We start from the raw sequence: 26250 nt of genomic DNA, 5'->3' as shown, positions 1-26250 counted from the left end.
GCGGACGGCTCAGATAGCGCGGTCCGAGGTCGTCCCGGGTTTCGTGTGGAGGACCTCACGGGCCTGGTCCGCGGCGCGGGCGATGCTCTCGGAGACGGAGTCGACGAAGCGGGCGATGTTCTCCGGGCGCGCGGCACCGGTGCGGGCGCACGGGCCCGTGTCAGGCGCGGGCATCCCGGAACAGGAACTCGCCGTCGATCTCCACCCGGGTCGGGGGCTTGCTCCCGTCGTAGAAGTTCACGTCCTCGCAGACCGCGGTCCAACGCAGCCGGAAGCGGTCGCCGTTGCGCGAGAGCACCGTGATCCGGTTGTCCCGCAGCGGCTCGTGCTCGTAGTAGTAGAGCAGCGACATGCACGAGTCCTCGCCGTCCGCCGCACCCGGCATCACGAACGTGCGCCCGACCAGCCGATCGGCGTCCGCTTCGGCCGCCGCCAGCGCGATGCCGACTTCCGCGGCCGGCGCCGTGCCCGCACCTGCCGTGTCCTCGCACTGCCGGATGGCGTCGTCGTCGGCCGCGAGCTCGAACCAGAGCACCGCGTCCCTGTCCGGACCGCCGTCGGTCGCGCGGCCCAACCACATCTCCGCCGACCTGAAGCGGTACACCTCGTCGCCGTTGAACCGATGCAGCACAAAACGCCCGTCGGGGTCCGTGCCCCCGCCTCGCGGCTCGTCCATGACCCCATCCCTCCCGGGCCCACCCTCGCACGGCGCGGCCGGCGCGCAAACGCCGCCTCCCCCGGCGTCGGCCGACCCGGCGGGCGCCCCCGGAGCCGGTCTCCTCGGGGCAACGAACGTCCGTGGTGCGTCTCCATTCCGCCGTCGGGGGCATGGGCCCAGCCACGGCCGATGGTCAACTGCCCCTGACAGAGAGCGCCGAGAGCGACCACCACCAGGGCCGCACGCGCCTTCGACGAGGTGCATCCCGTGATCCGGCTCTTCCGTTTCTCTTCGGCTCAACGGCATCGCCGATGAGGCCCACCTCCGGCGACCCGGAGGGACGGTTCTGCTGAGGAGCGGGGCGGTACCTGGTCTCCACCGGCACCCGCATGCACTGGAATGAACAGGGAGCTGCCGCAGCAGAAGGCGCCTCACCTGCTGCGACAGCGACCGCGAGGGACTCGTCCGGCCTCAAGCGGATTCTTGCTCGTTCCCCTTGGAACCAGTCATTTCACGAACCGGAGGGGATGCAGACCGCGTACGACTGGACGGTCTGCGGGGAGTCGCCGTTGTTGTATGCGGAGACGTGCCAGGTGTTGGTGGAGGTGTCCGGCGCGCTCCCGGTCCAGATGATGTCCGGGTTCTGCAACTGGCTCACGGCTCCTCCGCCGGTCAGCACGGTCCCGGCGGGGCATGCCGCCGTGACGTCCTGAACACTGCCTCCCGCGGGCACGAGCGTGGCAGCGCTGGTGGCGGTCTGGGACGGGCCAACAGGTCCCGTCGGGCCGGTGGCACCATCAGCACCATGGGTACCGGCGGCACCGGTCGGACCCGTCGGACCCGTAGCACCATCAGCACCATTGGCACCGGCGGCACCCGTCGGACCCGTCGGACCCGTAGCACCATCAGCACCATTGGCACCGGCGGCACCCGTCGGACCCGTCGGACCCGTCGGACCCGTAGCACCATCAGCACCGTTGGTACCAGCGGCGCCTGTTGCACCTGTGGCACCAGTCGGACCGGTCGGCCCCGTAGCACCATCAGCACCATAGGCACCGGTCGCGCCCGTCGGACCCTGCACACCCGTCGCACCGGTCGGCCCCGTCGGACCGGTCGAACCGTGACCACCAAGAGCGCCTGTGGCACCCGTCGGACCGGCAGGCCCCGTAGGACCGGTGGCACCCGTGGCACCGTTCGCGCCGTTGACACCAGCCGCACCCGTGGCACCGGTCGCACCCTGCACACCCGTCGCACCGGTCGGACCGGTCGTCCCCTGGGCCCCCGTCGGCCCCATCGGGCCGGTCGGACCTGTCGGGCCGGTGGCGCCCGTTCCCGGGTAGTCGTCGCAGAACGGCACCGTGGTCCGCGTCGCGATGTAGCGGGCGCTCATCCACCCGCTGCCGTTGGACAGCAGGTACCACAGCGAGTTTCCGTTGACGTTCTGACCGGCCACCTTGCAGGCGATGGCCACCGTGCCGCCGGACGGCACGCTGCCCACGATCGGCGATGCCGTGGCGGGACCGCTGCGGATGTTCTGAGAGATCCGGGAGATCACCGTCCCGGAGACGTCGGCCGCCACCCGGCCGGCCGTCACTCGGTTGGCCGCCGGCGAGTCCGTGGGACCTGGCGCACCGTGAGCGATGTCCGTGGGGCACAGAGCCAGGGTCAGCCCCAGCGACATGGCACCCAGGGCCGAACGCGACAGGGCGTCCCAGTTTCTCGATTTGTGCATCTCGGATTCCTTACCGGATCTGCGTGGATCGGAGCCGCGACTGTGACAGGAGCAAAACAGAAAAGGCATATGCGCCACGCCGCCGCTCTACCGACCGGGTGCGACAGCCCCCTGTGCGGATGAGAAATCCTTCGGCCGTCTGCCGTCAGGAAATGACCGTTGATCCGCTGAGCATTCCGGACGGGCCACTCCGGCAACCCCGTGTCGCGTCGCGACCACCGGATTCCAGCGCACTAGCGTCGCTCTCCGCGGTGACCGGATCGGCCGTTCCCGCACACCTCGCCAATTCCCCTTGGAGTGCTGCTCCATCGAAGCCAGATCGGAAAATGTATATGACAAATCTGATCGATCGTTCCACTGAAGAACGGTCACCCGCTCTGCACGGAAAGCCGTCGATCTGCCTGTGCATGATCGTCAAGGACGAGGCCAAGGTCATCGAGCGATGCCTGAACTCGCTGCGCGACCTGGTGGACACCTGGGTCATCTCCGACACCGGCTCATGTGACGGAACGCAGGAACTGATCCGCGCCACGATGAAGGGGATTCCGGGGGAACTCCACGAGGACCCATGGACCAACTTCGGCCACAACCGGACCCTCAACATCCAGCGGGCACGCGGCAAGGCCGACTATCTCCTGCTCGTCGACGCCGACATGGCCGTCCGGCGGGACGGCCCGCTGTCCGAACTGTCCGAACTGAGTGCCGACTCCTACATGGTGCGCCATCTGGGCCCCATGGAGTACCGCATCCCCAGGCTGGTCAGAGGCGATCTCCCGTGGCGCTACGAGGGCGCGACCCATGAGTACCTGACCGCCGATCAGCAGCACATCGTCGCCAATCTCTCGGCGCTCAGCATCGAGCACTTCGCCGACGGCGGCTCGCGCGGGGACAAGTTCACCCGGGACGCCCGGCTGCTGCGCGAGGACCTCAAGCGCGATCCGGACAATTCCCGCACGGTCTTCTACCTCGCACAGACGCTCCGCGACATGGGCGAGACCCGAGAAGCGATCGCGGCCTACGAGCGCCGGGCCGGCATGGGCGGGTGGAACGAGGAGGTGTACTACGCCCTGCTGCAGGTGGGTGTGCTCAAGGCCGACCACGGTGACTGGCCCGACGCGATGGACGCTCTCACCCGTGCGTGGGAGAACCGGCCGCAACGACTGGAGGCCTGCTACGAACTGGCCTCCAGGCTGCGGAAGATGGGTCGCTATCAGGCGGCTCACGCCGTCGCCACCGCCGGCCTGGGCCGCCCCGCCCCCGAGGACTGGCTGTTCATGGAACCCTGGATCTACAGCTGGGGCCTGCTCTTCGAGCACTCCATCACCGCGTACTGGACCGGCGACCCGCGCGGTTCACTGGCCTCCTGCGATCGCCTCCTCGCCCTGCCCGACCTTCCGGCCTCCCATCGCGATCAGACCCTCATGAACCGCACATTCGCGGCCGACCGTGTCGCCGAACTCTCCGACCGGCCGGCGCCCGCCGCTTTCGCCCGTCCGAAGATCGCGTGACACGCGCGCGGGACTGCCGGGAGGAATCCCGCGGAGGCCCGGAGGGCCGGTCTCGGCAACGCTGTGCCGAGACCGGCGTCACTTCCGGTACAGCGCGTCGATCTCCGCCTCGAAGTCCCGCGCGATCGCGTCGCGCCTCAGCTTCAGCGACGGCGTCAGGTGCCCGCCGTCCTCGGTGAAGTCCACCGGAAGCACGGTGAACCTGCGGATCGACTCGGCGCGGGAGACCAGCCGGTTGGCCTCGTCGACCGCGCGCTGCAGGGCCGCGCGCAGTTCGTCGTCGACGACGAGGTCCCGGATCGGCATGTGCTGCTTCTTCGTCATCCGCCGCCAGTGGGCCAGTCCGTCCGGCTCCAGGGTGATCAGGGCGGCGATGAACGAGCGGTTGTCGCCGACCACCATGCACTGGCTGATCAGGGGGTGGGCGCGCAGCCAGTCCTCCAGGGGAGCCGGGGTGACGTTCTTGCCGCCGGAGGTGATGATGATGTCCTTCTTGCGGCCGGTGATCGTGAGGTAGCCGTCCTCGTCGAGGGCGCCGAGGTCACCGGTGGCGAACCAGCCGCCGTCCCGCACCGGTACGGCCTCGCCGCGTTCGGCGTCCCAGTAGCCCTGGAACACCTGACCACCGCTGAGCAGCACCTCGCCGTCGTCCGCGATCCGTACGGCGGTGCCGGGCAGCGGCCAGCCGACGGTGCCCAGGCGCGGTTTGAGCGGTGGGGTGACGGTGGCGGCCGCGGTGGTCTCCGTCAGGCCGTAGCCCTCGAAGATCTCGATGCCCGCGCCCGCGTAGAACGAGGCGAGCCGGCTGCCCAGCGGGGAGCCGCCGCAGATCGCGTACCGGACGTGTCCGCCGAGTGCGGCCCGGATCCGGCGGTAGACCAGGGGGTCGTAGAGCGCGCGGGCCGCCCTCAGGACCGGGCCGGGTCCGGGGCCCGTGCCGTGTTCGGCGGCCTCGACGGCCCGTCCGTACCGCTGGGCGATCCGTGCGGCACGGTCGAACGACGAGGCGCGGCCCATCTTCTCGGCCGTGGCGCGGCCGGTGTTGTAGACCTTCTCCAGCACGTACGGGATGGCCAGCAGGAACGACGGCCGGAACCCGGCCAGATCGGCGAGGAGGTCCTCGGTCCGGATGGACGGGGCATGGCCGAGGCGGACCCGGGCCCGCAGACAGCCGATCGCGACCATGCGCCCGAAGACATGGGAGAGCGGGAGGAAGAGGAGCGTCGACGCCGGGTATGCGCTGACCGACTTGAAGACCGGGTGGAGGAGTTCGATCGCGTTGTCGACCTCGGCGAAGAAGTTGCCGTGGGTGAGGACGCAGCCCTTGGGGCGGCCCGTGGTGCCCGAGGTGTAGATGAGGGTGGCCGGGGTCTCCGGTTCCAGCGTGGCGCGGCGGGCGGTGATCGCGTCGTCGGGGACGTCCCGGCCGCGTTTCCTCAGCCGGCCGAGCGCGCCCGTGTCGAACTGCCACAGATGGGCGAGGGCGCCGAGCTGCTTGCGTTCCTGGCTGATCAGCCTGCTCTGGTCCGCGGTCTCGACGGCGCACGCGACGGCGCCGGAGTCCTGGAGGATCCAGCGGGCCTGGAAGGCGGAGGAGGTCGGGTAGATGGGGACGGTGACGAGCCCGGCGGCCCAGGCCGCGAAGTCGAGCAGCGTCCATTCGTAGGTCGTCCGGGCCATGATCGCGATCCGGTCCCCGGCGCCGAGCCCCTCCGCGACGAGGCCCTTGGCGACGGCGAGCACGTCGTCGGCGAACTCGGCGGCCGTCACGTCCTGCCAACTGCCGTCCTGCCGCTTCCGGCTGAGGACGGCGTCGGCCGGGGCTTCGCGGGCGTTGTCGAACGGGATCTCGGCCAGTGAGCCGCGGCGGACGGGGGGCGCGAAGGGAGGTACGGAGACCTGTCGCACCGAGCCGTCCGCGGATCTGACCTTGGTCGGCTCGACGAGGGCGGGGACGGCGTCGGGGGTGGGTGGCGTGGACATGTGCGGCTCCTGAACGTGGGGTCGGGCGGCTGTGCCGGGTCCGTCCGGCGGCCGTTTCGTCCGGTGGCTCGTGTCGGGTTTCCGGGGGTCACGCGCGTTCGAGGATGGCGGTGACGCCTTGGCCGCCCGCCGCGCAGATGGAGATCAGGCCCCGGCCCGGCCCCTCGCGCTCGGCGAGGAGTGCGGCCAGGGTGGCGACGATGCGTGCGCCCGTCGCGGCGAACGGATGGCCGGTGGCCAGTGAGGAGCCGGCGACGTTGAGCTTCGCCCGGTCGACGGGGGCCAGGCCCTGTTTCTCCCAGGCCGCGAGGGTGGCCAGCACCTGGGAGGCGAAGGCCTCGTGGATCTCGAACAGGTCGAAGTCCTCGATGGTGAGCCCGGCGCGCTCCAGCATGCGCGGTACGGCGTACGCGGGGGCCATCAGGAGGCCGTCCTCGCCGCCCACGTGATCGACGGCCGCGGTCTCGTACAACGAGAGGTGGGCCAGCGGTTCCAGGCCGTGGGCGCGTGCCCAGTCATCGCTCGCCAGCAGTACGGTCGCGGCGCCGTCCGTGAGCGGGGTGGAGTTGCCCGCGGTCATCGTCGCGTCGGGGTGGTCGGTGCCGAACACCGGTTTCAGCGCGGCGAGTTTCTCCACCGTGGAGCCGGGGCGCAGGTTCTGGTCGCGGGTCAGGCCCCGGAACGGGACGACGAGGTCGTCCAGGAAGCCGCGTTCGTACGCGGCCGCGAGCCGTTGGTGGCTGGTGGCCGCGAGGAGGTCCTGCTCCTCGCGGGCGATGCCCCAGCGGCGGGCGGTGATCGCCGCGTGATCGCCCATCGAGAGTCCGGTGCGGGGTTCGGCGTTGCGCGGGATGTCCGGGACGAGGTGCCGGGGGCGTATCCCGGCGAGTGCCCTGATCCGGGCACCTGCCGACGTGGCCCGGCGGGCGGAGAGCAGCAGGGTGCGCAGCTCGTCGTTGACGCCGAGGGGCGCGTCGCTCGCGGTGTCCGCACCGCCCGCGATCGCCGAGTCCACGGCGCCGAGCATGATCTTGTCGGCGGCGGTGATGACGGCCTGGAGACCGGTGCCGCAGGCCTGTTGGATGTCGTACGCGGGGGTGCGCGGGTCGAGCTCCGAGCCGAGCACGGTCTCGCGGGCCAGGTTGAAGTCTCGGCTGTGCTTGAGGACGGCTCCCGCGACGAACTCGCCGACCCGCTGTCCCCGGAGTCCGAACCGCTCGACCAGACCGCCCAGCGCGGCGGTGAGCAACTGCTGGTTGGAGACCTGTGCGTACGGGCCGTCGGCGCGCGCGAACGGAATGCGGCTGCCGCCGATGACCGCGACCCTGCGGGGCTGCGGGAGTGCGAGGGGGATCATCTCGACCAGCTCCTGACTCTTGAGTAACCTTACTCTGGAGTAAATCTACGACCGAGCAGGGAGTCTGGACAATGGCCGACCGCTATCTGCACTTCACCGGCACAGCACCCGGCCGCTTTCTGACCCGGCGGCTCGGCCTCCCGCAGCCCGCCCCGTTGCGCCGCTGGTCGCCCGGGACCCCGTCGCTGGACGGGCCGTTGCTGCACCTCACCGCCGGAAAGTCCGCCGCCACGGAGGAACTCGCCGCACTTCTCACGGCGACCGGACTCGACGTCACCGCGCGCGCCGAACGCCCTGCGGGGATGGTGGTGGACGCGACGGCCGTCGACACCCCCCGCACACTCGCCGACGTCCACGCGGCCCTGCATCCGGTGATCCGTTCGCTGGCGCCGGGCGGGCGCGTCGTGGTCGTGGGGGTGCGGCCGTCGGCCGACGACCATCACCAGGCCGCCGCCCAGCAGGCCCTCGAAGGGTTCGTACGCTCGCTGGGCAAGGAGATCGGCAGAGGTGCCACCGTGCAACTGCTCCGTGTCGCACCGGACGCCCTCGCCTCGGCCGGCTCCACCCTCCGCTTCCTGCTCTCCCCCCGGTCCGCGTACGTCAGCGGTCAGGTGATCGAGCTGACCTCGGCCGCCCCCGATCCCGTGGCCGACTGGGAGGTCCCGCTCGCCGGGCGCACCGCGCTGGTCACCGGCGCCGCGCGCGGCATCGGCGCCTCGGTGGCCTCCGTGCTGGCGCGGGACGGCGCCCGAGTCGTCTGCCTCGACGTCCCGCAGGCGAAGGACGAGCTGACCCGTACCGCGGACCGGCTCGGTGCCGCGGCCCTGCCGCTGGACATCACCGCGGACGACGCCGCGGAACGGATCGCCGCGGCGGTCCCGGGCGGCCTCGACGTCCTCGTCCACAACGCGGGCATCACCCGCGACCGCCGGCTCGCCAACATGCCGGCCGACCGCTGGGCCTCGGTCGTCGACGTCAATCTGGACAGCGTGCTGCGCACCACGGACGCCCTGCTCGAGGCGGGCACCGTCCGGCGCGGCGGCCGTATCGTCGCCACCGCGTCCATCGCCGGTATCGCGGGCAACAACGGGCAGACGAACTACGCGGCCAGCAAGGCCGGCATCATCGGCCTGGTCCGCTCACTGGCCCCGCGCGCCGCCGCCGACCACGGCGTCACGGTCAACGCGGTGGCCCCCGGCTTCATCGAGACGAAGATGACCGCGGCCGTCCCCCTCTTCATCCGGGAGGCGGGCCGCCGGATGAACTCCCTCTCGCAGGGCGGCCTCCCGGTCGACGTGGCCGAGACGACCGCCTGGTTCGCCCAGCCCGCGTCGACGGCCGTCAACGGCCAGATCGTCCGGGTCTGCGGCCAGAGCCTGTTGGGGGCGTGACGCCCGATGACGGCTGCCGCCCCCTCCCGGACCCTGACGGCGTCACTCGTACGGGGTGCGCTCACCTCCCCGTTCAAGCGCGCCGGCCGGTCCGGTGCCACGCTCACCGCCGACCGGCTGTCGGCCGGAAACGTCCGCGTCGCCCCCGGTACCCTCGCCTCGTACAACCGGATCTGCGGCTTCCCCGAGTCGGGCCCGCTGCCGCTCACCTACCCGCATGTGCTGGGCTTCCCGCTCGCGATGCGTCTGATGACCGCCCGGACGTTCCCGCTGCCGGTCGTCGGACTCGTCCACACCTGGATCGGGATCACCCGCCACCGGGCGGCATCCGTCACGGATCCGCTCGAACTGACCGTGTACGCGGACGGATTGACGCCGCACCGACGTGGCACCGAGGTCACGATGGTGACGGAGGCCCGTTCGGGCGGTGAGCTGGTCTGGGAGTCGCGCAGCGGCTATCTGTCCCGCCATCCGGCCACGACCGCTGCTGCTCCCGGCACTGTCGGCGCAGCCCCTGCCACCGAGCTCCCCGCCGTCGCCGAGTGGCGGCTCCCCGGCGATCTGGGACGTCGCTACGGTGCGGTGTCCGGTGACCGCAACCCCATCCATCTGTACCCGCTGACGGCCAAGCTGTTCGGCTTCCCGAGGGCCATCGCGCACGGCATGTGGACGGTCGCCCGCTGCCTGGCCGAGGCCGACGATCCGGGCCGGATCCGTTCCGTGCGCGCCGACTTCAAGGCACCGGTCCTGCTCCCGGCGACGGTGACGTACGCGGCGGACGGCTCCGGCTTCCAGCTGCGCAGCGGCGACCGGGTCCACCTCACGGGGACGACGTCGCGGGACGGTCGAGGAGCGGATGCATGACCGGCCGCTGCCACAGCGTCTTTCGTCCGGATCGGCCCGGCACGACGCGAACGACCCCGCGTGACGCGAACAAGAGGCTTCAGCTCTGATCGGCGGACTGGTTCGGCGGCAGCCACGGGCGCCCCTCCATGAGGTTTCCCAGACCCGCCCAGGCGAAGTTCATCAGGGTGGCCGCGGCTTCCTTCGCCGAGACGCCCGGGGTGTCGTTGGCCCAGCCGGCAAGCGACTCCGCGGCCCCCACGAGGGCCTGCGCCAGACCCGCCACATCACGGTCCGGCAGTGCCGGATCATGGTGGGCCTCACGGGCCGCCGCACCGATCAGACCCGTCACGAACGCAACGATCTCGTCGCGCATCACCATGACCTCGGTGACGAACGGCTCCCCGTGGGTACGCGCCTGCCGGTGCAGTACCGCCCAGCCGTCCGGATTCTCCGCGGTGTGCGTGAAGAACGCCCGCAGTCCCGCCCACAGTTGGCGATCCGCCGGAAGCTCCGGCTCCACCCCCGACCGAACCGCTGCGACCAGCGCTTTCGCCTCGCGCTGGATGCAGGCGGTGAAGAGCTCCTCCTTGGAATTCAGATACAGATAGACCAGCGGCTTGGACACCCCGGCCAGCTCCGCGATCTCGTCCATCGAGGCGGCCCGGTATCCGCGCTGCCCGAACGTCCGTACCGCGGCGTCCATCATCTGCTGCTCGCGCACGGCACGCGGCATCCGTTTGCTCTTCACAGCACCCACGTCCGACTTCCTCCCGCCCCGCTGCCCCGCTCCTCGGCAAGAGTACGGCGCAGGCCCCTCGCCCGTCGCCAGGAGAGGAGCCGCGCGGCCGGTCGCACCTCCACCGGAAGCCATGTCTCCCGGACCCCGGCATCTCCACCTGTCCGACCACGGTGCGACAGCGGGCCCCGGGATCACACCGTGGTGGGACAGCGGCTCCCCCCTGCGTGCGATGTTCCGGCACGACCGGATCCGTAGCGTCTTCACCATGATCAGTCCTCGCAGCCGGGCCACGGCCACGGCGTTCGCCCTGGCCGTCCTGCTCGCCTCGCCCACGACCGCATCAGCCGCCCCGGGCCCCGCGCCCCGTCCCGATGCGGTCCCCGCGGCGCACGCCGTCACCGGACCGTCCCTCGAACTCCCCCGGCCGACCGGACCGTACGCAACGGGCCGCGACACCCTGCATCTGACCGACCGGAGCCGACCGGACCCCTGGGTCCCGGCGGCGGGCGCCCGAGAGTTGATGGTGTCGATCCACTACCCGGCCCGACCCGGCAGCGGCACGACGACCGCGCCGTACATGACCACGGACGAAGCCCGGCTGATGCTGGCGTCCCGCGGCCTGGAGGACGTGGTCCCCGCGACCACGGTCAGCGCCACCCTCACCCACGCGCGGACGGCCGCCCGCCCGGCACCCGGACGGTTCCCGCTGGTGGTGCTCTCCCCCGGCTTCGGCACACCGCGGACCACGCTGACCGGCCTGGCCGAGGACCTGGCCGGCCGTGGATACGTCGTCGCGACGGTCGACCACGCCTACGAGTCCACCGGCACCGCCTTCCCCGGCGGGCGCCTGCTCACCTGCGCCGCCTGCGAGCAGACCGGGACGACGGGGATCGCGGCCGTGGCCACGGGGCGGGCCAAGGATCTCTCCTTCGTACTCGACCGGCTGACCGGCCGTCACCCGGCCTGGCGTCACGCCCGCATGATCGACCCGGACCGGATCGGCATGGCCGGCCATTCCATCGGCGGCAACGCCACCGCCTCGACGATGGCCGCCGACCACCGTGTGCGCGCCGGGGTCGACATGGACGGCACCTTCTTCGACCCGCTCCCCGCGGGCGGCCTCGACGGCAGACCGTTCCTGATGCTCGGCACCGCCTCCGACCACAGTCCCGGCGGTGAGGACAGGAGCTGGGACGAGGGCTGGGCGCGGCTGGACGGCTGGAAGCGCTGGCTGACCGTCACCGGCTCCGGCCACTTCACCTTCACCGATGTCCCCGTACTGGGAGACCAGCTGGGCATCGTCGACCCCGAGGTACCGCTCTCCGGCGAACGCTCGATGCGGATCACCCGGGACTATGTCGCGGCCTTCTTCGATCTGCATCTGCGGGGCACGCCCCAGCCGCTCCTGGACGGCCCGACACCGGACAACCCCGAGGTCGGGTTCCAGCACTGATCCGGCCCGGACCTCTTCGTCGCCTCGGGCACCGCTCCCCGAGACACCGGCCAGAACCCCGCGCAACGCCGAGCGCCCCCGGTCCGTCGACGGACCGGGGGCGCTCGGCGCAAGGATCGTCACGCGGCGACCGGCACGCGCTCCGGCTCGGCGTCGAGAACCTCGTCGTCGACCGGGGACGAGGAGGCCGAGTTGTAGGCGTCGTGGTCGAGGATCTTCTCGCGAGCCGAGACGATCACCGGGATCAGCGCCTGGCCCGCGACGTTCGTAGCCGTACGCATCATGTCCAGGATCGGGTCGATGGCCATGAGCAGCCCGACGCCCTCCAGCGGGAGACCCAGCGTCGACAGCGTGAGGGTCAGCATGACCGTCGCGCCGGTGAGACCGGCGGTGGCGGCGGAACCGATCACCGAGACGAACGCGATCAGGACGTAGTCGCCGACGCCCAGCTGGACGTCGAAGATCTGCGCGATGAAGATCGCCGCCAGCGCCGGGTAGATCGCGGCGCAGCCGTCCATCTTGGTGGTGGCGCCGAACGGGACCGAGAAGGAGGCGTACTCCTTCGGGACGCCGAGGCGCTCGGTGACCTTCTGGGTGACCGGCATCGTGCCGACCGAGGAGCGGGAGACGAAGGCCAGCTGGATCGCCGGCCAGGCGCCCTTGAAGAACTGCAGCGGGCTGAGCTTGGCGACGGTGGCGAGCAGGAGCGGGTACACACCGAACAGCACCAGGGCGCAGCCGACGTAGATGTCGACGGTGAACGTCGCGTACTTGCCGATCAGGTCCCAGCCGTAGTCGGCGATCGCGTAGCCGATGAGGCCGATGGTGCCGATGGGGGCGAGGCGGATGACCCACCACAGGGCCTTCTGGAGGAGCTCCAGGACGGACTCGCTGAGGGTGAGGATCGGCTTGGCCTTCTCGCCGAGCTGCAGCGCGGCGATACCGGCGACGGCGGCCATGAAGACGATCTGGAGCACGTTCAGCTCGGTGAACGGGGTGATGACGTTGTCCGGGATGATGCCGGTGAGGAAGTCCAGCCAGGAGCCCGCGTGCTCCGGCAGCTTGCCGTCCTTCGGCGTGAGGCCGGTGCCGGACCCCGGGTTGGTGATCAGGCCGATCGCGAGGCCGATGGCGACCGCGATCAGCGAGGTGATCATGAACCAGAGCAGGGTGCGGGTGGCCAGCCGGGCGGCGTTGTTGACCTTGCGCAGGTTGGTGATCGACACCAGGATCGCGAAGAAGACGAGCGGCGCGACGGCCAGCTTCAGCAGCTGGACGAAGATGTGGCCGACCTTGTCGAGCGTGGTGTAGAGCCAGTTGATGTCGTACGTACGGGCGAGCCACCCGAGGACGACACCGAGGACGAGACCGGCGACGATCTGGGCCCAGAACGGGACCTTGGGTATGCGGAAACCGGAGCCGGACGGGCTGTCGGTCGCGGCGGTGGACGCGGGATTCGCGGACACGGACACACTCCTGATGTGACGCATCGGGGCGCACGGGGACGTTGTGCGGAGGGACGGGGGTGCGGCGCCCGCGTCAGGGGCGGCGCCGCTGCATGGTGCCGGTTCAGACGTTGCGGCAACAGACCGCGGACATACAGCGGCAGAGGTCGACATGCAGGCGCCCCACGAGCGCGACGCTCGCGCCGGGCCGAGGGCGCACAGTTGTCTCCATGCCGAACACGTTAACACTTGAACTTTGAGAACCTCAAAGGTCTTCTTTGGGCAGCACCGCGCACGCCGGAGCGGCCGACAGGCCCGCGGAAACGGCGGAACCCCCGCCGGGAACGACAAAACCCCAGTACGGGAGCGGTTGCTCCGGCACCGGGGTTCGGTACGGAAGGTGTGTCAGGTGTGAGGAACCTTACGCGGCCCTTACGTCGCCCTCACCCGTTCGTCACGGGGTGACGTGGTCCTCGCGGGTCCGGTTCGCCTCGAGCCTCGCCTTGGTGCGGTCGACCGTGGACACGATCTGCTCGGACATCTCGTCACGCTGCTTGCGCAGCAGCACGTAGCTGAGCGGCGCGGACAGGACCAGAGCGAGCAGAATCACCCAGACGAGGTTGGAGCCGTGTGCCCCGGAAGGCAGGAGGCCGAAGTGAACGGCCACGGCTGCGACGAAGAAGCAGCCGACGAAGATGCTGAGGCGCATCGCGGTGTACCGAATTGTCGCGCTCGGCCTGGCAGCGGACACAGTTGGCCTCTCTCTCTACGTACGACAGTCCTGCGATCGTGCCCGACCAGTGAAGCATGCCCCGGAATCGATCACTTCGGAGGGCTGCGTCAAAGGGGTTCCGGCGAGCCCCGCGGGCCCGGTCCGCGAGGCGGCCCGGAAGCGCTCAGCCGAGCGGCAGCAGCATGATGATGTCGTCGCGGTCGTCCCCGTCCGCCACCCGGATCGCGTCCGGCACCCGCCCGACCTCCTTGTATCCGCACGACGCGTAGAACCGGTCGACGCCGGTGCCGCCCCGGCAGGTGAGCCGGATGGCCTCCACCCCTTCGAGTTCCCGGGCGGCACGGGCCGCGGCGTCCATCAGATCGCGCCCGTACCCCTTGCCCTGGTGCCGGGGGTGGACCATCACCGTGTAGAGCCATATCCAGTGCGTCATCAGCCGGTGGGTGTTGAGGGCCAGGAACGCCGTGGCGGCCACGGCGCCCTCCTCGTCGTGACCGACCAGCAGCCGGGTGCGCCCCTCGGCCATGGCGACGAGGTGCTTGACCAGCTCGGGCCGGACGTCGTCGGTCGTGACGGGCGGCACAAAGCCGACCGCCCCACCCGCGTTGGAGACATCGGTCCACAGCTCGGTGATGCCGTCCCGCAGGGTGCGGTCGAACGTGGGATCCAACTCAAAAGTAAGTGCCATAGATGCAGATTAACTATTACCGAACCTTAGTCTCAAGCTCTGTCCGGTACGCGAGAGAGCCCCGGCCGTCGGCCGGGGCTCTCATACGGGGTGGCGCTGACGGCCTGGGTGTCAGACGCGCATCGGCTGCGGCGACTCGCGCCGCTCGGCGTCCGGACCCGGGTACTCGCGGATGATCTCGTACCGGGTGTTGCGCTCGACGGGCCGGAAGCCCGCGTCGCGGATCAGGTCGAGCAGATCCTCACGGCCGAGCTTGTTCGGCGTGCCGTAGTTGTCCGCGTCGTGCGTGATCTTGTACTCGACGACCGAGCCGTCCATGTCGTCCGCGCCGTGCTGCAGCGCGAGCTGGGCGGTCTGCACGCCGTGCATCACCCAGAAGACCTTGACGTGCGGGACGTTGTCGAAAAGAAGCCGCGAGACCGCGAAGGTCTTCAGCGCCTCGGCGCCGGTCGCCATCGTCGTGCGCGCCTGGAGCTTGTTGCGGACCTTGCCGTCCTTCATGTCCACGAAGTCGTGCTGGTAGCGCAGCGGGATGAAGACCTGGAAGCCGCCGGTCTCGTCCTGCAGCTCACGCAGCCGCAGCACGTGGTCGACACGGTGGCGGGGCTCCTCGATGTGCCCGTACAGCATCGTCGCCGGGGTCTTGAGCCCCTTCTCGTGCGCCAGGCGGTGGATGCGCGACCAGTCCTCCCAGTGGGTGTTGTGGTCCACGATGTGCTGACGGACCTCCCAGTCGAAGATCTCCGCGCCGCCACCGGTCAGCGACTCCAGACCGGCTTCGATCAGCTCGTCGAGGATCTCGGAGGCCGAGAGCCCGGAGATGGTCTCGAAGTGGTGGATCTCGGTGGCGGTGAACGCCTTGAGGGAGACCTGCGGCAGGGCCTCCTTCAGCGCGCTGAGCGAGCGCGGGTAGTAACGCCACGGCAGGGTGGGGTGCAGCCCGTTGACGATGTGCAGCTCGGTGAGGTTCTCGCCCTCCATCGCCTTCGCGAGGCGGACGGCCTCCTCGATGCGCATGGTGTACGCGTCCTTCTCGCCCGGCTTGCGCTGGAACGAGCAGTACGCGCACGACGCGGTGCACACATTGGTCATGTTGAGGTGCCGGTTGACGTTGAAGTGCACCACGTCGCCGTTCTTGCGGGTGCGCACCTCATGGGCGAGGCCGCCGAGCCAGGCCAGGTCGTCCGACTCGTAGAGGGCGATGCCGTCCTCACGGGTCAGCCGCTCTCCCGCGCGGACCTTCTCCTCCAGCTCGCGCTTGAGCCCAACGTCCATGCGGCTGCCTCCCAGTCGTCGACGTGCTGTGCGTATCCCGGTGACAGGTGATACCGGGCGAAACCCCCGGTCCCCCGGGGGCCCCACCACGTTACGCCTACACCTCTTCGGGAAGTTCCCCGACCCGGTTCTCCCACTTGGTGGAGAGCACGATCGTGGTGCGTGTGCGCGAGACGCCCCTCGTGCCGCTGAGCCGGCGGATCGTCTTCTCCAGCCCGTCCACGTCACCGACCCGCACCTTGAGCATGTACGAGTCGTCGCCCGCGATGAACCAGGCGTCCTCGATCTCCGCGAGGTCCTTCAGCCTGCGCGCCACGTCCTCGTGGTCGGCCGCGTCGGAGAGCGAGATGCCGATCAGGGCGGTGACCCCGAGCCCCAGGGACGCGGCGTCGACGGTGGCGCGGTAGCCGGTGATGACACCGGCGGTTTCCAGCCGGTTGATGCGGTCGGTGACGCTGGGCCCGGAGAGCCCGACGAGCCGCCCCAGCTCGGCGTACGAGGCCCTGCCGTTCTCCCTGAGGGCCTGGATGAGCTGCCTGTCCACCGCGTCCATATGACTGAAACCTTCCATTGTTCAGCAGTATCGCGAGTTTACGTGTAGAATCTAAGGCATGCAGGCTTCAGGGCCTGCAAATCTTGCCGAACATCCAAAATTCGCTTTCGAATCTTCAGGAGTGAGAACACCGTGTACACGATCGAGATGGCCTACGCCCGAATGCGCGAGCTGCAGGACCTGGCCAACCGCTCGCGTGCCCACCAGCCCGCCGCCGCGCACCGGGTCGACAGGACCCGCACCCCGCGCGCCACGAAGAAGCGCTGACCACAGGCTCAGCCCCCGGAGCCACGAGAGCCGCCACCGAGCTCTCCCTCCCACCGGCGGTACAGGTCGTGCGGAACGCCCGCCGCGTCCAGTACCCGCCCCGCGACGAAGTCCACCAGATCCTGGATGTGCGTCGCCCCCGCGTAGAACGCCGGAGAGGCGGGCAGCACCACGGCGCCCGCCTCGTCCAGACTCACCAGATGCTTCAGCGTCTGCCCGTTCAGCGGGGTCTCCCGCACCGCGACGACCAGCTTCCGACGCTCCTTGAGCGTCACGCTCGCGGCCCGCTGGAGCAGATCCTTCGAGAGCCCGAGCGCCACCCCGGCCACGCACGCCGTCGAAGCGGGCACGATCAGCATCCCCTTCGCCGGGTACGAGCCCGAGGACGGACCCGCCGCGAGATCGCCGGCCGCCCAGTGCCGTACGCCCTCGACGTCCACGTCGAAGGTGTGCGGCTTTCCGTCCGCTCCGCGCGCCAGCCAGCCGCGCAGATCCTCCCGCCAGTGCGCGTCGCGGAACGCGATCCCGGTCTCGTCCAGCAGCGTCAGCCGCGACGCCCGGCTCACCACCAGGTCCACGCTCTCCCCCGCGGCCAGCAGACCGCGCAGCACGGCGGCGGCGAATGGGGTGCCCGAAGCGCCGGAAACCCCGACAATCCAAGGCTGTCGCTGCTGCTGACTCACTGAAGTCCCGGATTCCACACACCCGAGCCTATCCGGCTGCACGAAACCGGAACCGAGTAAGGGGCCTCAGGCGTTTTGAGGGAGGAACAGGGGCGACACGGAACGACAGGGGGCAGCGGTGGCCGCAACGTCGGATCGATTCGCGTCGGCGTGGAGCACGGGCGAGCGCGCGAAGGCCGCGGCCAAGCTGATGGTGGGCTGGGTGGCGTTCCTCTGGATCCTCGAAGTCGTCGACGTGGCGACCGGCCACTCCCTGGACGCGTACGGGATCGAGCCGCGCCGGGCCGGCGAACTGCTGGACGTCGTACCCGCGTCCTTCATCCACTTCGGCTTCGGCCATGTCGCGTCCAACAGCGTGCCGCTGCTGGTCTTCGGCTTCCTGGCCGCGCTGGGCGGCATCCGCCGCTTCGCGGCCGTGGCCGCGCTGATCATCGTGGTCGACGGCCTCGGCGTCTGGCTCGTCGCGCCGGACCACTCCAACACCGCGGGCGCGTCCGGCCTGGTCTTCGGCCTCTTCGGCTACCTGCTCGTGCGCGGCTTCGTGGACCGCAGACCGCTCGACATCGGCGTCGGCGTGGTGATCGGCGCGATATGGGGCTCGTCGATCCTGCTGGGGCTCTCCCCCGCCAACACCTCGGTCAGCTGGCAGGGCCACCTGTTCGGACTGGCGGCGGGCGTGGCGGCGGCCTTCGTCTTCCGCCGCCCCGCGCGCGGCCGGAGCACGGTACCGCCCGCCCGGCCGTACATACCGTAGAGCGCGGACGGATCCCGTGGTGTCCGGCTCAGCCCTCGCCCTGACCGGCGCTTCCCATCGGGCCGACCTTCACCGGGGAGCCGGAACCGTCCGTGACGGGCAGCGTGGCGGCGCCCGGCCATTCGAGGGAGAACGACTTCGTCTCGTCCGGCGGGGTCACCACCAGGGCCGTGACGCGGACGCCGGAGCCGCCCGACTTGTTGAGCGGGTAGGTGACGCCGAAGTACACCGACTTCCCGTCCTTGAGGGTCATCGGGGTGGCCTTCTCACCGGTGCGCTTCGCGGGCAGCGACCCCGCGCTGGTCTTCAGGTCGACGCCCGCGTACCCGGAGAGCACGCAGTCCCGGCCGCCGCCGTTCTTGAACTCCACCGCGACGGTGCCCTCGGTGTCGCCGTCGATGGTGCTGTCCGACGCGGTGATGTCCAGGTCGTCGGTGCGGCACTTGCCGACCTTGCCGTTCGCGTCGGAGCCGGTCCCGGTGGCCGTGCCCTGCCCGCCGGACCCCTTTCCGGCGGAGTCCTTCCCGGCGGAACCCTTCCCGTCGCCCTGGTCCGAACCGCCCGAGCCCGAACCGCCGCTCGCGGAAGACGCGGAGGACGTGGAGGACGGGGCGGTCTGTCCCATGTCGTCCTCGCCGTTCTGGCAGGCCGTGAGCGAGAGACCTGCGACAACGGCCAGGGCGGCGAAGGTGAGCTTCTGTACGCGCATCGTTTCTTCCTCGGTGTCAGTGGGGGGTTTCGGCCGCTCGGCACGGTCGGCACGGGCGAGCGTTTCTGATCACCTAGAGCCGACCGGCCCGACGACCCGTTCCGCCCAACCACCCGCTAATACACCCCTGTTACACGCACAGCCAGGCACAACGCGCAGCACCACCGGGCACACCCCGCCCGCACCCGCCCCCGCCGCACCCCTCCCTGCCGCTGTCCGGCACGGGAAACAGGGCCGGACACGGCACGCCGTCGACCGGCCGGGACGGTGGTTCCCGCCGTCCTTCCGCACCTGTCGACGCCCGCAGCCCACTGGGACGGACCCGTAACGCGTCGGTCCTTGACCACAGCGGGTGACCTGCGTCACCAACCCGCCGCGCCCACGCCCGGGGCGGTAACCCGTCGAGGACGGGATCCCGGATCCGCCGGACACGGCCCGGGGCGGGCTCAGACCGTCAGTCCCCGTACCAGCAGATCCAGCAGGGCGCACGCGAACAGCGCCATGCCGATGAACCCGTTGACCGAGAAGAACGCGCGGTTCAGCCGGGACAGATCGTGCGGACGCACGACCCGGTGCTCGTACACGAAGGCGACGGCGACGATCACCATGCCGATCCAGTAGAAGAGCCCCGTCTCCGCGGCCAGCCCGAACCAGACGAGCAGCCCGGTCGTCACCACGTGGCAGACCCGCGCCCCCCACAGCGCGGCCGGAATCCCGAACCGCGCCGGCACCGACAGCACCCCGTGCGCCCGGTCCGCCTGGACGTCCTGGCAGCCGAAGATCAGGTCGAAGCCACCGATCCAGATCCCGACCGCGAGACCGAGGATCACCGCGTCCCAGGACCAGCTGCCGGTCACCGCCAGCCAGGCACCGATCGGCCCCATGGCCTGCGCGATCCCCAGGATGGCGTGCGGGTAGTGGGTGAACCGCTTCCCGTACGGATAGACCACCATCGGCACCACCGCGACCGGCGCGAGCGCCAGACAGAGCGGGTTCAACAGCGCCGCCGCCCCGAGGAAGACCACGACGGCGACGAGCGCCCCCGTCCACGCCGACTTCACGGAGACCGCGCCGGTGACCAGCTCCCGGCCCGCGGTGCGCGGGTTACGGGCGTCGATCTCACGGTCGATGATCCGGTTGCAGGCCATGGCGAACGTCCGCAGCCCCACCATCGCGATGGTGACGAGCAGCAGCGTGACCCAGTGGACGGACTTGTCCGCCTGGAACATCGCGGTCAGCGCGGCGATGTACGCGAAGGGCAGCGCGAAGACCGAGTGCTCGATCATCACGAGCCGCAGAAATGCCTTGACCTTGCTGCTCGGCTGTACGGGCCCCGAGCCCAGTGCTGCTTCGGCCGCGCTCACAGTCCGTATTCCTTCCACCGGCGGTCGACCTTCGCCGCCGTCTCCGGGTCGGACTCGACCATGTCCGGCCAGCCCCCGTCCCGGGTGTAGCCCTCCTCGGGCCACTTCTTCGTCGCGTCGATACCCGCCTTGCCACCCCAGAACTGCTGGTAGGAGGCATGGTCGAGATGATCGACCGGCCCCTCGGTGACGGTGAGGTCCCGCGCGTAGTCCGTGTTGCCGAGCGCCCGCCACGCCACCTCGTGCAGATCATGGACGTCGCAGTCGGAGTCCACGACCACGATCAGCTTGGTCAGCGACATCATGTGCGCCCCCCAGATGGCACTCATCACCTTCTGGGCGTGCTTCGGGTACTTCTTGTCGATCGAGACGATCGCGCAGTTGTGGAAGCCGCCCGCCTCCGGCAGGTGGTAGTCCACGATGTCCGGCACGATGATCTTGAGGAGCGGCAGGAAGAACCGCTCGGTGGCCCGCCCCAGCGGCCCGTCCTCGGTCGGCGGCCGGCCCACCACGATCGACTGCAGCAGCGGGCGCTTCCGCATGGTCACGCAGTCGATGGTCAGTGCGGGGAACGGTTCCTGCGGCGTGTAGAAGCCGGTGTGGTCCCCGAAGGGCCCCTCGGGAAGCATCTTCCCGGGCTCCAGCCACCCCTCGATGACGACCTCCGCCTGCGCGGGGACCTGCAACGGCACGGTCTTGCAGTCGACCATCTCGATCCGCTTGCCCTGGATGAACCCGGCGAAGAGGTACTCGTCGATGTCCCCGGGCAGCGGCGCGGTGGAGGCGTACGTCACCGCGGGCGGCGCCCCGAACGCGATGGCGACCGGCAGCCGCTCACCGCGCTTGGCGGCGACCTGGTAGTGGTTGCGGCTGTCCTTGTGGATCTGCCAGTGCATCCCGATGGTGCGGCGGTCGTGGCGCTGGAGCCGGTACAGCCCCAGGTTGCGCACGCCGGTCTCCGGGTGCTTGGTGTGGGTGAGGCCCAGGTTGAAGAACGAGCCGCCGTCCTCGGGCCAGGTGAAGAGGGCGGGCAGCAGGTCCAGGTCCACGTCGTCGCCGGTGAGGACCACCTCCTGCACCGGGGCGCTCTCCTGCTTCACCTTCTTCGGCGGCACGTGCACCATCGAGCCGAGCTTGCCGAAGGCCTCCCGCACCCCGACGAAGCCGTGCGGCAGCTCCGGCCTGAGCAGCCCGCCGATCTTGTCGCTGATGTCGGAGTAGGACTTCAGCCCGAGCGCCTTGAGCAGCCGCTTGTCGGTCCCGAAGACGTTCATGGCCAGGGGCATCGAGGACCCCTTGACGTTCTCGAAGAGCAAGGCCGGCCCACCCGCCTTGTTCACCCGGTCGACGATCTCGCCGACCTCCAGATACGGGTCGACCTCGGCCTTGATGCGCTTGAGCTCGCCCTCGCGCTCCAGGGCCCGGAGGAGGGAACGAAGATCGTCGTAAGCCATGCCGTCCAGTTTGTCATCACCACTGCCGATCACCTGGGGTGCCCCACCTCTCCGTCGGCCGCACGAGGCGTCGGCGCCAGGATGTCCGCCGCCGCGCGGACCGCGGCCCGCAGGCCGACCCCTGTCCGGACCTGCTCGTCGGCGGTTCCCCCCGCTCCCTCTGGGAGGTCGGTGACACCGGCTACTCTGGGCCCGTCACCGGGGCGGGACAAGCCCCGCCAACTCTCCTCAGGGGGACCTTTCCAACATGTTCCGGGCCCTGATCTATCTCCTGCCGCTGGCGCTGACGATCTACGCGTTCATCGACTGCCTGAACACCCCGGAGGACGAGGCCAAGCACCTGCCGAAGATCGCCTGGGTCTTCATCATCCTGCTGTTCTGGATCGTGGGTCCGATCGTCTGGCTGGCCGCCGGCAAGATGCGCACCGTGCCCGCGGGGGGCCGCACGCCGTCCGAATGGCACCGCAACCACCGCTCGCAGTGGGTGGCACCGGACGACAATCCGGAGTTCCTGAAGGCGCTGAAGGAAGAGAACAAGAAGGACGAGTCGCTCCTCAAGGACTGGGAGGCGGATCTGCGCCGCCGCGAGGAGGAGCTCAAGCGCCGCGAGCGCGAGTCGGGACCGGAGGAGTCGGCCCCGCCCACCTTGTGACCGGGAGGGTCCGGCCTCCGGCCACCCGCCGCACGCCCCGCACGGCCACCGCCTGTCTGCCGACACGCGGTGGCCGTCGTCGTTCGCGTCCCCGAACCGGCGCCGCACCGGCACCGCTCCGCTTCGTGACTCCCTGCGAACGGCCCCGGTGGCTCGGACCGTCCCCTTGACACACATCGTTCGAAAATCTTCTCCTTGCTCCAACACCCTCCCGATATCCTGGTGTTGACGATGTGACAGATCGGATCGGACATCGGCGCTGGGGGTGCTGTGGAGAGGGAGCTGTACGGGCGCGAGGCGATCTTCGGCAACGACGGACTTGCGGCGCGTCTGACAGGTCTCGCTCCCCACGGCTCCGCCGGGGTCTCCTACGAGCACCACGACGATCCGCCGGTCGCCGTGCTGACCGGGGGCCGCGGCATGGGCAAGACGGCTGTGCTCAAGCAACTGCGCCATCTGTACCGGGAGATCACCCCGGTCGCCCTCGTCGACTGCGAGGCGGTCGTACCGCCCGCGGACCCCGGGCCCGGCTGGACCCCGGTCACCGCGGCGCTGCCGGAGCTCGCCACCCAGCTGACCGCGAAGGTGCGTGCCGCGCGGCCGGTGCGGTTTCCCCGGCTGAGCCTCGGCCTGGTGGCGGTCGCCTCGATCTCCTGGACGCGGGAGGACGAGACGCGGGCGCAGCGGGACCTGCAGTCGCTGGGCCCGGTGCTGGCGACCGTCGACACGCGAGGGGACGCGGCGACGGGCTGGGTCACCAAGGTGCTGACGAAGCTGGCGGCGAGCGCCTTCGACTCCGTCGTGCCGTTGGCCGGGATGGTCGCCGAGGCCACGATCGAGACGGTGCTGGAGGAGTCGTTCAGCCGGTTCCAGCGGCGTTCGGCGGACTGGTACGGGAGCTATCCGCACGCGGGCGGCAACGGACGGATCGGGCTGCGGCAGCTGGCGGTCGACTTCGAGCGCGGTGGCGATCTGCGCCGCCGGGCCGAGGACCATCTGGTGCTCGCACTGGTCGCGGACCTGGTACGGGCGTACGGGGGTCTGGCGCGCGGTGCCCGCCGGGGCCGCCCGGTACTGCTGCTGGACAACGCGCACACGCGGCTGGGCCGGCAGCTGGTCGAGCCGGTGCTGCGGCAGCGGGCCGCCGGGGCGCGGGACCGGATCGCCGTGTTCGCCTCGTCGCGCGCCCGTGGTCACGAGGGGCTGAGCCATGCGGTGCGCCGACGGCTGCCCGAGGTGGCGCACGGTTCGCACTGGGTCCGCGGCTCGGAGGTGACGTCCGGGATCCTGGCCGTGGAGCTCACCGCGCTGGGCCCGGCCGATGTGCAGGCGGCGCTCGACCGGCACGATCCGGTGGGCCGCGCCCCGGCCGGCCTGGCCCGCGGGGTGCACCGGCTGACGGGCGGGCGCCCGCTGGGTGTGGCGCTGCTGGCCCAGGCGGCGGGCGAGGCGTCGGGGCCGGGATCGTCCGCCGTGGGCACGCCTCGACCGGACGCGCTGGTACCGGGGACGCTGCTGGACCGCACGGTGGAACTGCGCGAGGACCGGGCGCCGGTGCGGGTGGCGGACGAACTGCTGGCGCGGCTGCTGCCGGGACAGCAGCTCGACGTACTGAGTGTGCTGGCCGCCGCGCACGGCGAGCAGTCGGCGCGGCTGCTGGCCACGGCCCGGCTGCGCGGCCGGTCGCTGGACGGCGACGTGGCGTTGCGGGTGCGCGATGAGCTGCGGGCGCAGGACTGGCCGGTCGGGCCGGACCACTTCGTCGCCGATCCGCTGCTGCGCGCGCTGCTGCTGCACCGGCTGCGGTTCCAGGACGACGACCATCCGTACTACGCGGTGTGGCGTGCGGTGCACGAGACGCTGCGCACGGCGTACACGCCCGGGGGCCGCTTTCCGAGCGTCCCGCACCGGCTGCACCAGGAGCTGGTGCTGGGCAGGACCAGGGACTGTGTGACGCATCTGCGGGAACGGTTCACCGAGCCGGACGTGACGGCGTGGCTCGGCTCGCTGCGGTTCATCGCCTCGGCCCCGTATCCGCGTCCGCCCGGTTTCACCGGCCCCGATCCCCGGCGGGCGGTCGCGCTCGGCCGGGAGGCGTCCGGTTCGCTGCCGGACGGGGAGACGGGGCTCGCGGGGCTCGGCGAGCGGGCCGTGGAGCTCCAGCTGCAGCTGCGTCGACTGCTGCACGCCGTATGGCTGCTGTCCGATCCACTGGCTCTGCCGGACGAAGAGGTGATCGACAAGATGGCGCACGAACTGCGACAGCTGTCCGGCAGGCATCCGACGGGCAACAGCGTGCTGTGGGACGCGGCGACGCACTGGCCGCGGGACGTCCGGGCCTGGCGGCAGCTCTCCATGCCGCCGGGGGCGCCGGGCACGGACGGACCGGCCACGGGCGGAAGCGGGCAGCGGCGGGCGGACGGTGGTTCGCATGCGTAATCCACTGCGTTACCGCGTCTGGTACACGGCGAGGCAGAAGGTCGTCACCAGCGTGGTGGTGGGCGCCCTGGTCGTCACGTCCGGCTGGTACGGCATCGGCCGGCTCACCGCTCCCGAGGACCGCTCGTGCGCGCCGGGGGTGGAGCGGCCGCAGGGCAGCGACGAGTGCGTGGGCGTCTCCGGCGACGCCTACGACTTCGGCCGGCCGAAGCTGACCGAGGTCGCCACGGCCATCGCCCGGGAGAACGACACCCTGCAGCCCGGCCGGTACGCGACGGTCGCACTGCTGCTGCCGCTGACGTCGACGGACGAGGCCATGCAGACGAAGATGCAGCGCGAGCTGCAGGGCGCGTTCGCCGAGCAGTACCGGGCCAATCATCTGTCGAACGATCAGGTGCCGAAGATCCGGCTGGTGCTCGCCAACACGGGGAAGAACAACCTGTTGTGGCAGCCGACGGTGGACCGGCTGAAGAAGATGACCGGGGCCCCGGACCATCTGCGGGCCGTGTCCGGGGTCGCCACCAGCAGTCCGGAGGTCGCCTCGGCCATCAAGGAGCTGACCTCCGCGCACATCGCGGTCGTCGGGACCACGATCACCGCCGACGACATCGCCAACGGGCCGGCCGACGATCCGTTCCCCGGTCTGGCGCGGGTGTCGCCGACCAACCGGGACGAGGCACGGGCGCTGGCGCACTTCGGGAAGGTGAAGGCCGACAAGGCGCTGCTGGTGCAGGACACCCGTACCGGCGACCACTACACGGACACGCTGCGGGCCGCGTTCACCTCGCTGACGAAGGGCACGCGGTACGAGCCACAGCTGTTCACCTCGCGCAAGGACCCGAACGACGAGGGCACCACGGCCAATACGTTCCAGCAGATCACGCACCTCATCTGTGACACGGACGCGGAGACGGTCTTCTTCGCCGGACGCCACACCCAGCTGCGGCAGTTCATCAACGCGCTCGGGGCCCGGGGCTGCCAGAGCCGCCCGTTCACGATCCTGACCGGCGACGAGGGCTCGTACCTCGGCAGCGACAAGAAGCTCGACCGGGGCGCGCTGCGCCGCAAGGTCACGGTCCGCTACGCCTCGCTGGCGCACCCGGACGCCTGGGCGGCGGCGAAGGGCGGGGCCGCGACGGGCGGCTCCCCGGCGGACTACCGGAGCCTGCTGGATCTGCTGACGACGATCGGGAAGAAGCCCGTGGGCCCGGTCGGTCCGACCGGTCACCGGGAGCTGACCGACGGCCAGGTCATCATCGCGTACGACGCGATGTCCCTGGCGGTGCACGGCATCCGGCAGGCCACCCCGGAGGGCAGGCGGCTCCCGCAGCCCGCGGACGTGGGCGAACAGTGGCCACGGGTGAAGGGGTCGCTGCGGGTGTCGGGGGCCAGCGGCTGGATCTGCCTGGACAACCACGGAAACCCTTACAACAAGGCGGTGCCGGTGGTGGAGCTGGCGCCCGAGGACGCCAGTCAGCGGTTCGTGACGATCGCCTGGCCGCAGGGCGCACCGCCGGACCCGAAGTGCCTGCCGCCGTCCTCGGCACCGTGATGCCGTGACGTCGTG

The 26250-nt window shown here is 70.6% G+C and carries 23 protein-coding genes and 2 pseudogenes; 9 read left to right on the top strand and 16 right to left on the bottom strand.

Going from position 1 to position 26250, the window contains the following annotated elements:
* Nucleotides 1–9 precede the first annotated feature (9 nt).
* The 4 genes and pseudogenes from ACIRP2_RS22995 to ACIRP2_RS22980 form a co-directional block, all read right to left on the bottom strand.
* Nucleotides 10–135 (bottom strand): annotated as a pseudogene (locus ACIRP2_RS22995) (MarR family transcriptional regulator); the annotation flags it as partial.
* 25 nt (nt 136–160) lie between these two features.
* Nucleotides 161–676, bottom strand: a complete 516-nt coding sequence (locus tag ACIRP2_RS22990) for a hypothetical protein (protein ID WP_404253107.1) — start codon at nt 674–676, stop codon at nt 161–163.
* Nucleotides 677–1169: 493 nt separating this feature from the next.
* Nucleotides 1170–1316 (bottom strand): hypothetical protein, encoded by a 147-nt coding sequence (locus ACIRP2_RS22985; protein WP_404253775.1) that lies wholly within the window; start codon nt 1314–1316, stop codon nt 1170–1172.
* A 726-nt stretch (nt 1317–2042) separates the two neighbouring features.
* A pseudogene (locus ACIRP2_RS22980) lies at nt 2043–2339 on the bottom strand (SH3 domain-containing protein); the annotation flags it as partial.
* Nucleotides 2340–2722: 383 nt separating this feature from the next.
* Between ACIRP2_RS22980 and ACIRP2_RS22975 the strand changes: the two are divergent.
* Nucleotides 2723–3898, top strand: a complete 1176-nt coding sequence (locus ACIRP2_RS22975; RefSeq protein WP_404253105.1) for a glycosyltransferase — start codon at nt 2723–2725, stop codon at nt 3896–3898.
* Between the two features lie 78 nt (nt 3899–3976).
* On the opposite strand, the gene ACIRP2_RS22970 is transcribed toward ACIRP2_RS22975, so the two are convergent.
* Together ACIRP2_RS22970 and ACIRP2_RS22965 are read right to left on the bottom strand one after the other, a co-directional pair.
* Nucleotides 3977–5881 (bottom strand): AMP-dependent synthetase/ligase, encoded by a 1905-nt coding sequence (locus ACIRP2_RS22970; protein WP_404253103.1) that lies wholly within the window; start codon nt 5879–5881, stop codon nt 3977–3979.
* 88 nt (nt 5882–5969) lie between these two features.
* Nucleotides 5970–7238: an acetyl-CoA C-acetyltransferase gene (locus ACIRP2_RS22965; RefSeq protein WP_404253101.1), complete on the bottom strand. Its 1269-nt coding sequence runs from the start codon at nt 7236–7238 to the stop codon at nt 5970–5972.
* Between the two features lie 71 nt (nt 7239–7309).
* Between ACIRP2_RS22965 and ACIRP2_RS22960 the strand changes: the two genes are divergently transcribed.
* Complete coding sequence (locus tag ACIRP2_RS22960) at nt 7310–8629, top strand: 3-oxoacyl-ACP reductase (RefSeq protein ID WP_404253099.1); 1320 nt, start codon at nt 7310–7312, stop codon at nt 8627–8629.
* 6 nt (nt 8630–8635) lie between these two features.
* Nucleotides 8636–9493, top strand: a complete 858-nt coding sequence (locus ACIRP2_RS22955; protein ID WP_404253097.1) for a MaoC/PaaZ C-terminal domain-containing protein — start codon at nt 8636–8638, stop codon at nt 9491–9493.
* Nucleotides 9494–9572: 79 nt separating this feature from the next.
* Here the strand turns inward: ACIRP2_RS22955 and ACIRP2_RS22950 are convergent, their stop codons facing one another.
* A complete protein-coding gene (locus ACIRP2_RS22950; RefSeq protein WP_404253727.1) occupies nt 9573–10208 on the bottom strand; it encodes a TetR/AcrR family transcriptional regulator in 636 nt (211 codons plus the stop codon).
* 271 nt (nt 10209–10479) lie between these two features.
* Between ACIRP2_RS22950 and ACIRP2_RS22945 the strand changes: the two genes are divergently transcribed.
* Entirely contained in the window at nt 10480–11667 is a 1188-nt protein-coding gene (locus tag ACIRP2_RS22945) for an alpha/beta hydrolase family protein (RefSeq protein WP_404253095.1), read from the top strand.
* A 119-nt stretch (nt 11668–11786) separates the two neighbouring features.
* On the opposite strand, the gene ACIRP2_RS22940 is transcribed toward ACIRP2_RS22945, so the two are convergent.
* The 5 genes from ACIRP2_RS22940 to ACIRP2_RS22920 form a co-directional block, all read right to left on the bottom strand.
* On the bottom strand, nt 11787–13133 hold the full coding sequence (locus tag ACIRP2_RS22940; RefSeq protein WP_404253093.1) for a dicarboxylate/amino acid:cation symporter: 1347 nt from the start codon (nt 13131–13133) through the stop codon (nt 11787–11789).
* Nucleotides 13134–13566: 433 nt separating this feature from the next.
* A complete protein-coding gene (locus tag ACIRP2_RS22935) occupies nt 13567–13863 on the bottom strand; it encodes a DUF4229 domain-containing protein (RefSeq protein ID WP_404253091.1) in 297 nt (98 codons plus the stop codon).
* A gap of 145 nt (nt 13864–14008) precedes the next feature.
* Entirely contained in the window at nt 14009–14533 is a 525-nt protein-coding gene (locus ACIRP2_RS22930; protein ID WP_404253089.1) for a GNAT family N-acetyltransferase, read from the bottom strand.
* A 111-nt stretch (nt 14534–14644) separates the two neighbouring features.
* Nucleotides 14645–15808 (bottom strand): aminofutalosine synthase MqnE, encoded by a 1164-nt coding sequence (gene mqnE, locus ACIRP2_RS22925; protein WP_266360700.1) that lies wholly within the window; start codon nt 15806–15808, stop codon nt 14645–14647.
* A 97-nt stretch (nt 15809–15905) separates the two neighbouring features.
* Nucleotides 15906–16361: an Lrp/AsnC family transcriptional regulator gene (locus ACIRP2_RS22920; protein ID WP_404253086.1), complete on the bottom strand. Its 456-nt coding sequence runs from the start codon at nt 16359–16361 to the stop codon at nt 15906–15908.
* Between the two features lie 132 nt (nt 16362–16493).
* Between ACIRP2_RS22920 and ACIRP2_RS22915 the strand changes: the two genes are divergently transcribed.
* Nucleotides 16494–16628, top strand: a complete 135-nt coding sequence (locus ACIRP2_RS22915) for a hypothetical protein (protein ID WP_404253084.1) — start codon at nt 16494–16496, stop codon at nt 16626–16628.
* 8 nt (nt 16629–16636) lie between these two features.
* Here the strand turns inward: ACIRP2_RS22915 and ACIRP2_RS22910 are convergent, their stop codons facing one another.
* Complete coding sequence (locus tag ACIRP2_RS22910) at nt 16637–17311, bottom strand: UbiX family flavin prenyltransferase (protein ID WP_402284202.1); 675 nt, start codon at nt 17309–17311, stop codon at nt 16637–16639.
* 190 nt (nt 17312–17501) lie between these two features.
* Between ACIRP2_RS22910 and ACIRP2_RS22905 the strand changes: the two genes are divergently transcribed.
* Nucleotides 17502–18065 (top strand): rhomboid family intramembrane serine protease, encoded by a 564-nt coding sequence (locus tag ACIRP2_RS22905; protein WP_404253725.1) that lies wholly within the window; start codon nt 17502–17504, stop codon nt 18063–18065.
* Between the two features lie 28 nt (nt 18066–18093).
* Here the strand turns inward: ACIRP2_RS22905 and ACIRP2_RS22900 are convergent, their stop codons facing one another.
* From ACIRP2_RS22900 to ACIRP2_RS22890, 3 genes are all read right to left on the bottom strand, one after another.
* The gene (locus tag ACIRP2_RS22900) at nt 18094–18774 is read right to left on the bottom strand and encodes a DUF4232 domain-containing protein (RefSeq protein ID WP_404253082.1); all 681 of its coding nucleotides are present in this window, start codon (nt 18772–18774) and stop codon (nt 18094–18096) included.
* Nucleotides 18775–19220: 446 nt separating this feature from the next.
* Nucleotides 19221–20138, bottom strand: coding sequence for a menaquinone biosynthesis prenyltransferase MqnP (gene mqnP / locus ACIRP2_RS22895; protein WP_404253080.1), 918 nt, complete (start codon nt 20136–20138; stop codon nt 19221–19223).
* The gene (locus ACIRP2_RS22890) at nt 20135–21592 is read right to left on the bottom strand and encodes a menaquinone biosynthesis decarboxylase (RefSeq protein WP_404253078.1); all 1458 of its coding nucleotides are present in this window, start codon (nt 21590–21592) and stop codon (nt 20135–20137) included. The genes mqnP and ACIRP2_RS22890 overlap by 4 nt, the downstream gene beginning before the upstream one ends.
* A gap of 247 nt (nt 21593–21839) precedes the next feature.
* Between ACIRP2_RS22890 and ACIRP2_RS22885 the strand changes: the two genes are divergently transcribed.
* From ACIRP2_RS22885 to ACIRP2_RS22875, 3 genes are all read left to right on the top strand, one after another.
* A complete protein-coding gene (locus ACIRP2_RS22885; protein ID WP_404253076.1) occupies nt 21840–22244 on the top strand; it encodes a PLD nuclease N-terminal domain-containing protein in 405 nt (134 codons plus the stop codon).
* Between the two features lie 270 nt (nt 22245–22514).
* Entirely contained in the window at nt 22515–24683 is a 2169-nt protein-coding gene (locus ACIRP2_RS22880) for a hypothetical protein (protein WP_404253074.1), read from the top strand.
* Entirely contained in the window at nt 24676–26235 is a 1560-nt protein-coding gene (locus ACIRP2_RS22875) for a hypothetical protein (RefSeq protein WP_404253072.1), read from the top strand. The genes ACIRP2_RS22880 and ACIRP2_RS22875 overlap by 8 nt, the downstream gene beginning before the upstream one ends.
* The last annotated feature ends 15 nt before the right edge of the window (nt 26236–26250 follow it).

The organism is Streptomyces sp. NPDC101194 (assembly GCF_044767885.1).
In the GTDB taxonomy this organism is placed as follows: Bacteria; Actinomycetota; Actinomycetes; order Streptomycetales; family Streptomycetaceae; genus Streptomyces.
Note: the sequence above shows the minus strand (reverse complement) of the source record. Positions and strands in the feature narration are given on the sequence as shown.

What these genes read in the sequence shown, in the direction of transcription:
- ACIRP2_RS22990 (WP_404253107.1), bottom strand. Translation starts at nt 676, where the DNA reads ATGGACGAGCCGCGAGGCGGGGGCACGGACCCCGACGGGCGTTTTGTG.
- ACIRP2_RS22975 (WP_404253105.1), top strand. Translation starts at nt 2,723, where the DNA reads ATGACAAATCTGATCGATCGTTCCACTGAAGAACGGTCACCCGCTCTG.
- ACIRP2_RS22970 (WP_404253103.1), bottom strand. Translation starts at nt 5,881, where the DNA reads ATGTCCACGCCACCCACCCCCGACGCCGTCCCCGCCCTCGTCGAGCCG.
- ACIRP2_RS22965 (WP_404253101.1), bottom strand. Translation starts at nt 7,238, where the DNA reads ATGATCCCCCTCGCACTCCCGCAGCCCCGCAGGGTCGCGGTCATCGGC.
- ACIRP2_RS22960 (WP_404253099.1), top strand. Translation starts at nt 7,310, where the DNA reads ATGGCCGACCGCTATCTGCACTTCACCGGCACAGCACCCGGCCGCTTT.
- ACIRP2_RS22955 (WP_404253097.1), top strand. Translation starts at nt 8,636, where the DNA reads ATGACGGCTGCCGCCCCCTCCCGGACCCTGACGGCGTCACTCGTACGG.
- ACIRP2_RS22950 (WP_404253727.1), bottom strand. Translation starts at nt 10,208, where the DNA reads ATGCCGCGTGCCGTGCGCGAGCAGCAGATGATGGACGCCGCGGTACGG.
- ACIRP2_RS22945 (WP_404253095.1), top strand. Translation starts at nt 10,480, where the DNA reads ATGATCAGTCCTCGCAGCCGGGCCACGGCCACGGCGTTCGCCCTGGCC.
- ACIRP2_RS22930 (WP_404253089.1), bottom strand. Translation starts at nt 14,533, where the DNA reads ATGGCACTTACTTTTGAGTTGGATCCCACGTTCGACCGCACCCTGCGG.
- mqnE (WP_266360700.1), bottom strand. Translation starts at nt 15,808, where the DNA reads ATGGACGTTGGGCTCAAGCGCGAGCTGGAGGAGAAGGTCCGCGCGGGA.
- ACIRP2_RS22920 (WP_404253086.1), bottom strand. Translation starts at nt 16,361, where the DNA reads ATGGACGCGGTGGACAGGCAGCTCATCCAGGCCCTCAGGGAGAACGGC.
- ACIRP2_RS22905 (WP_404253725.1), top strand. Translation starts at nt 17,502, where the DNA reads ATGGTGGGCTGGGTGGCGTTCCTCTGGATCCTCGAAGTCGTCGACGTG.
- ACIRP2_RS22900 (WP_404253082.1), bottom strand. Translation starts at nt 18,774, where the DNA reads ATGCGCGTACAGAAGCTCACCTTCGCCGCCCTGGCCGTTGTCGCAGGT.
- ACIRP2_RS22890 (WP_404253078.1), bottom strand. Translation starts at nt 21,592, where the DNA reads ATGGCTTACGACGATCTTCGTTCCCTCCTCCGGGCCCTGGAGCGCGAG.
- ACIRP2_RS22885 (WP_404253076.1), top strand. Translation starts at nt 21,840, where the DNA reads ATGTTCCGGGCCCTGATCTATCTCCTGCCGCTGGCGCTGACGATCTAC.
- ACIRP2_RS22875 (WP_404253072.1), top strand. Translation starts at nt 24,676, where the DNA reads ATGCGTAATCCACTGCGTTACCGCGTCTGGTACACGGCGAGGCAGAAG.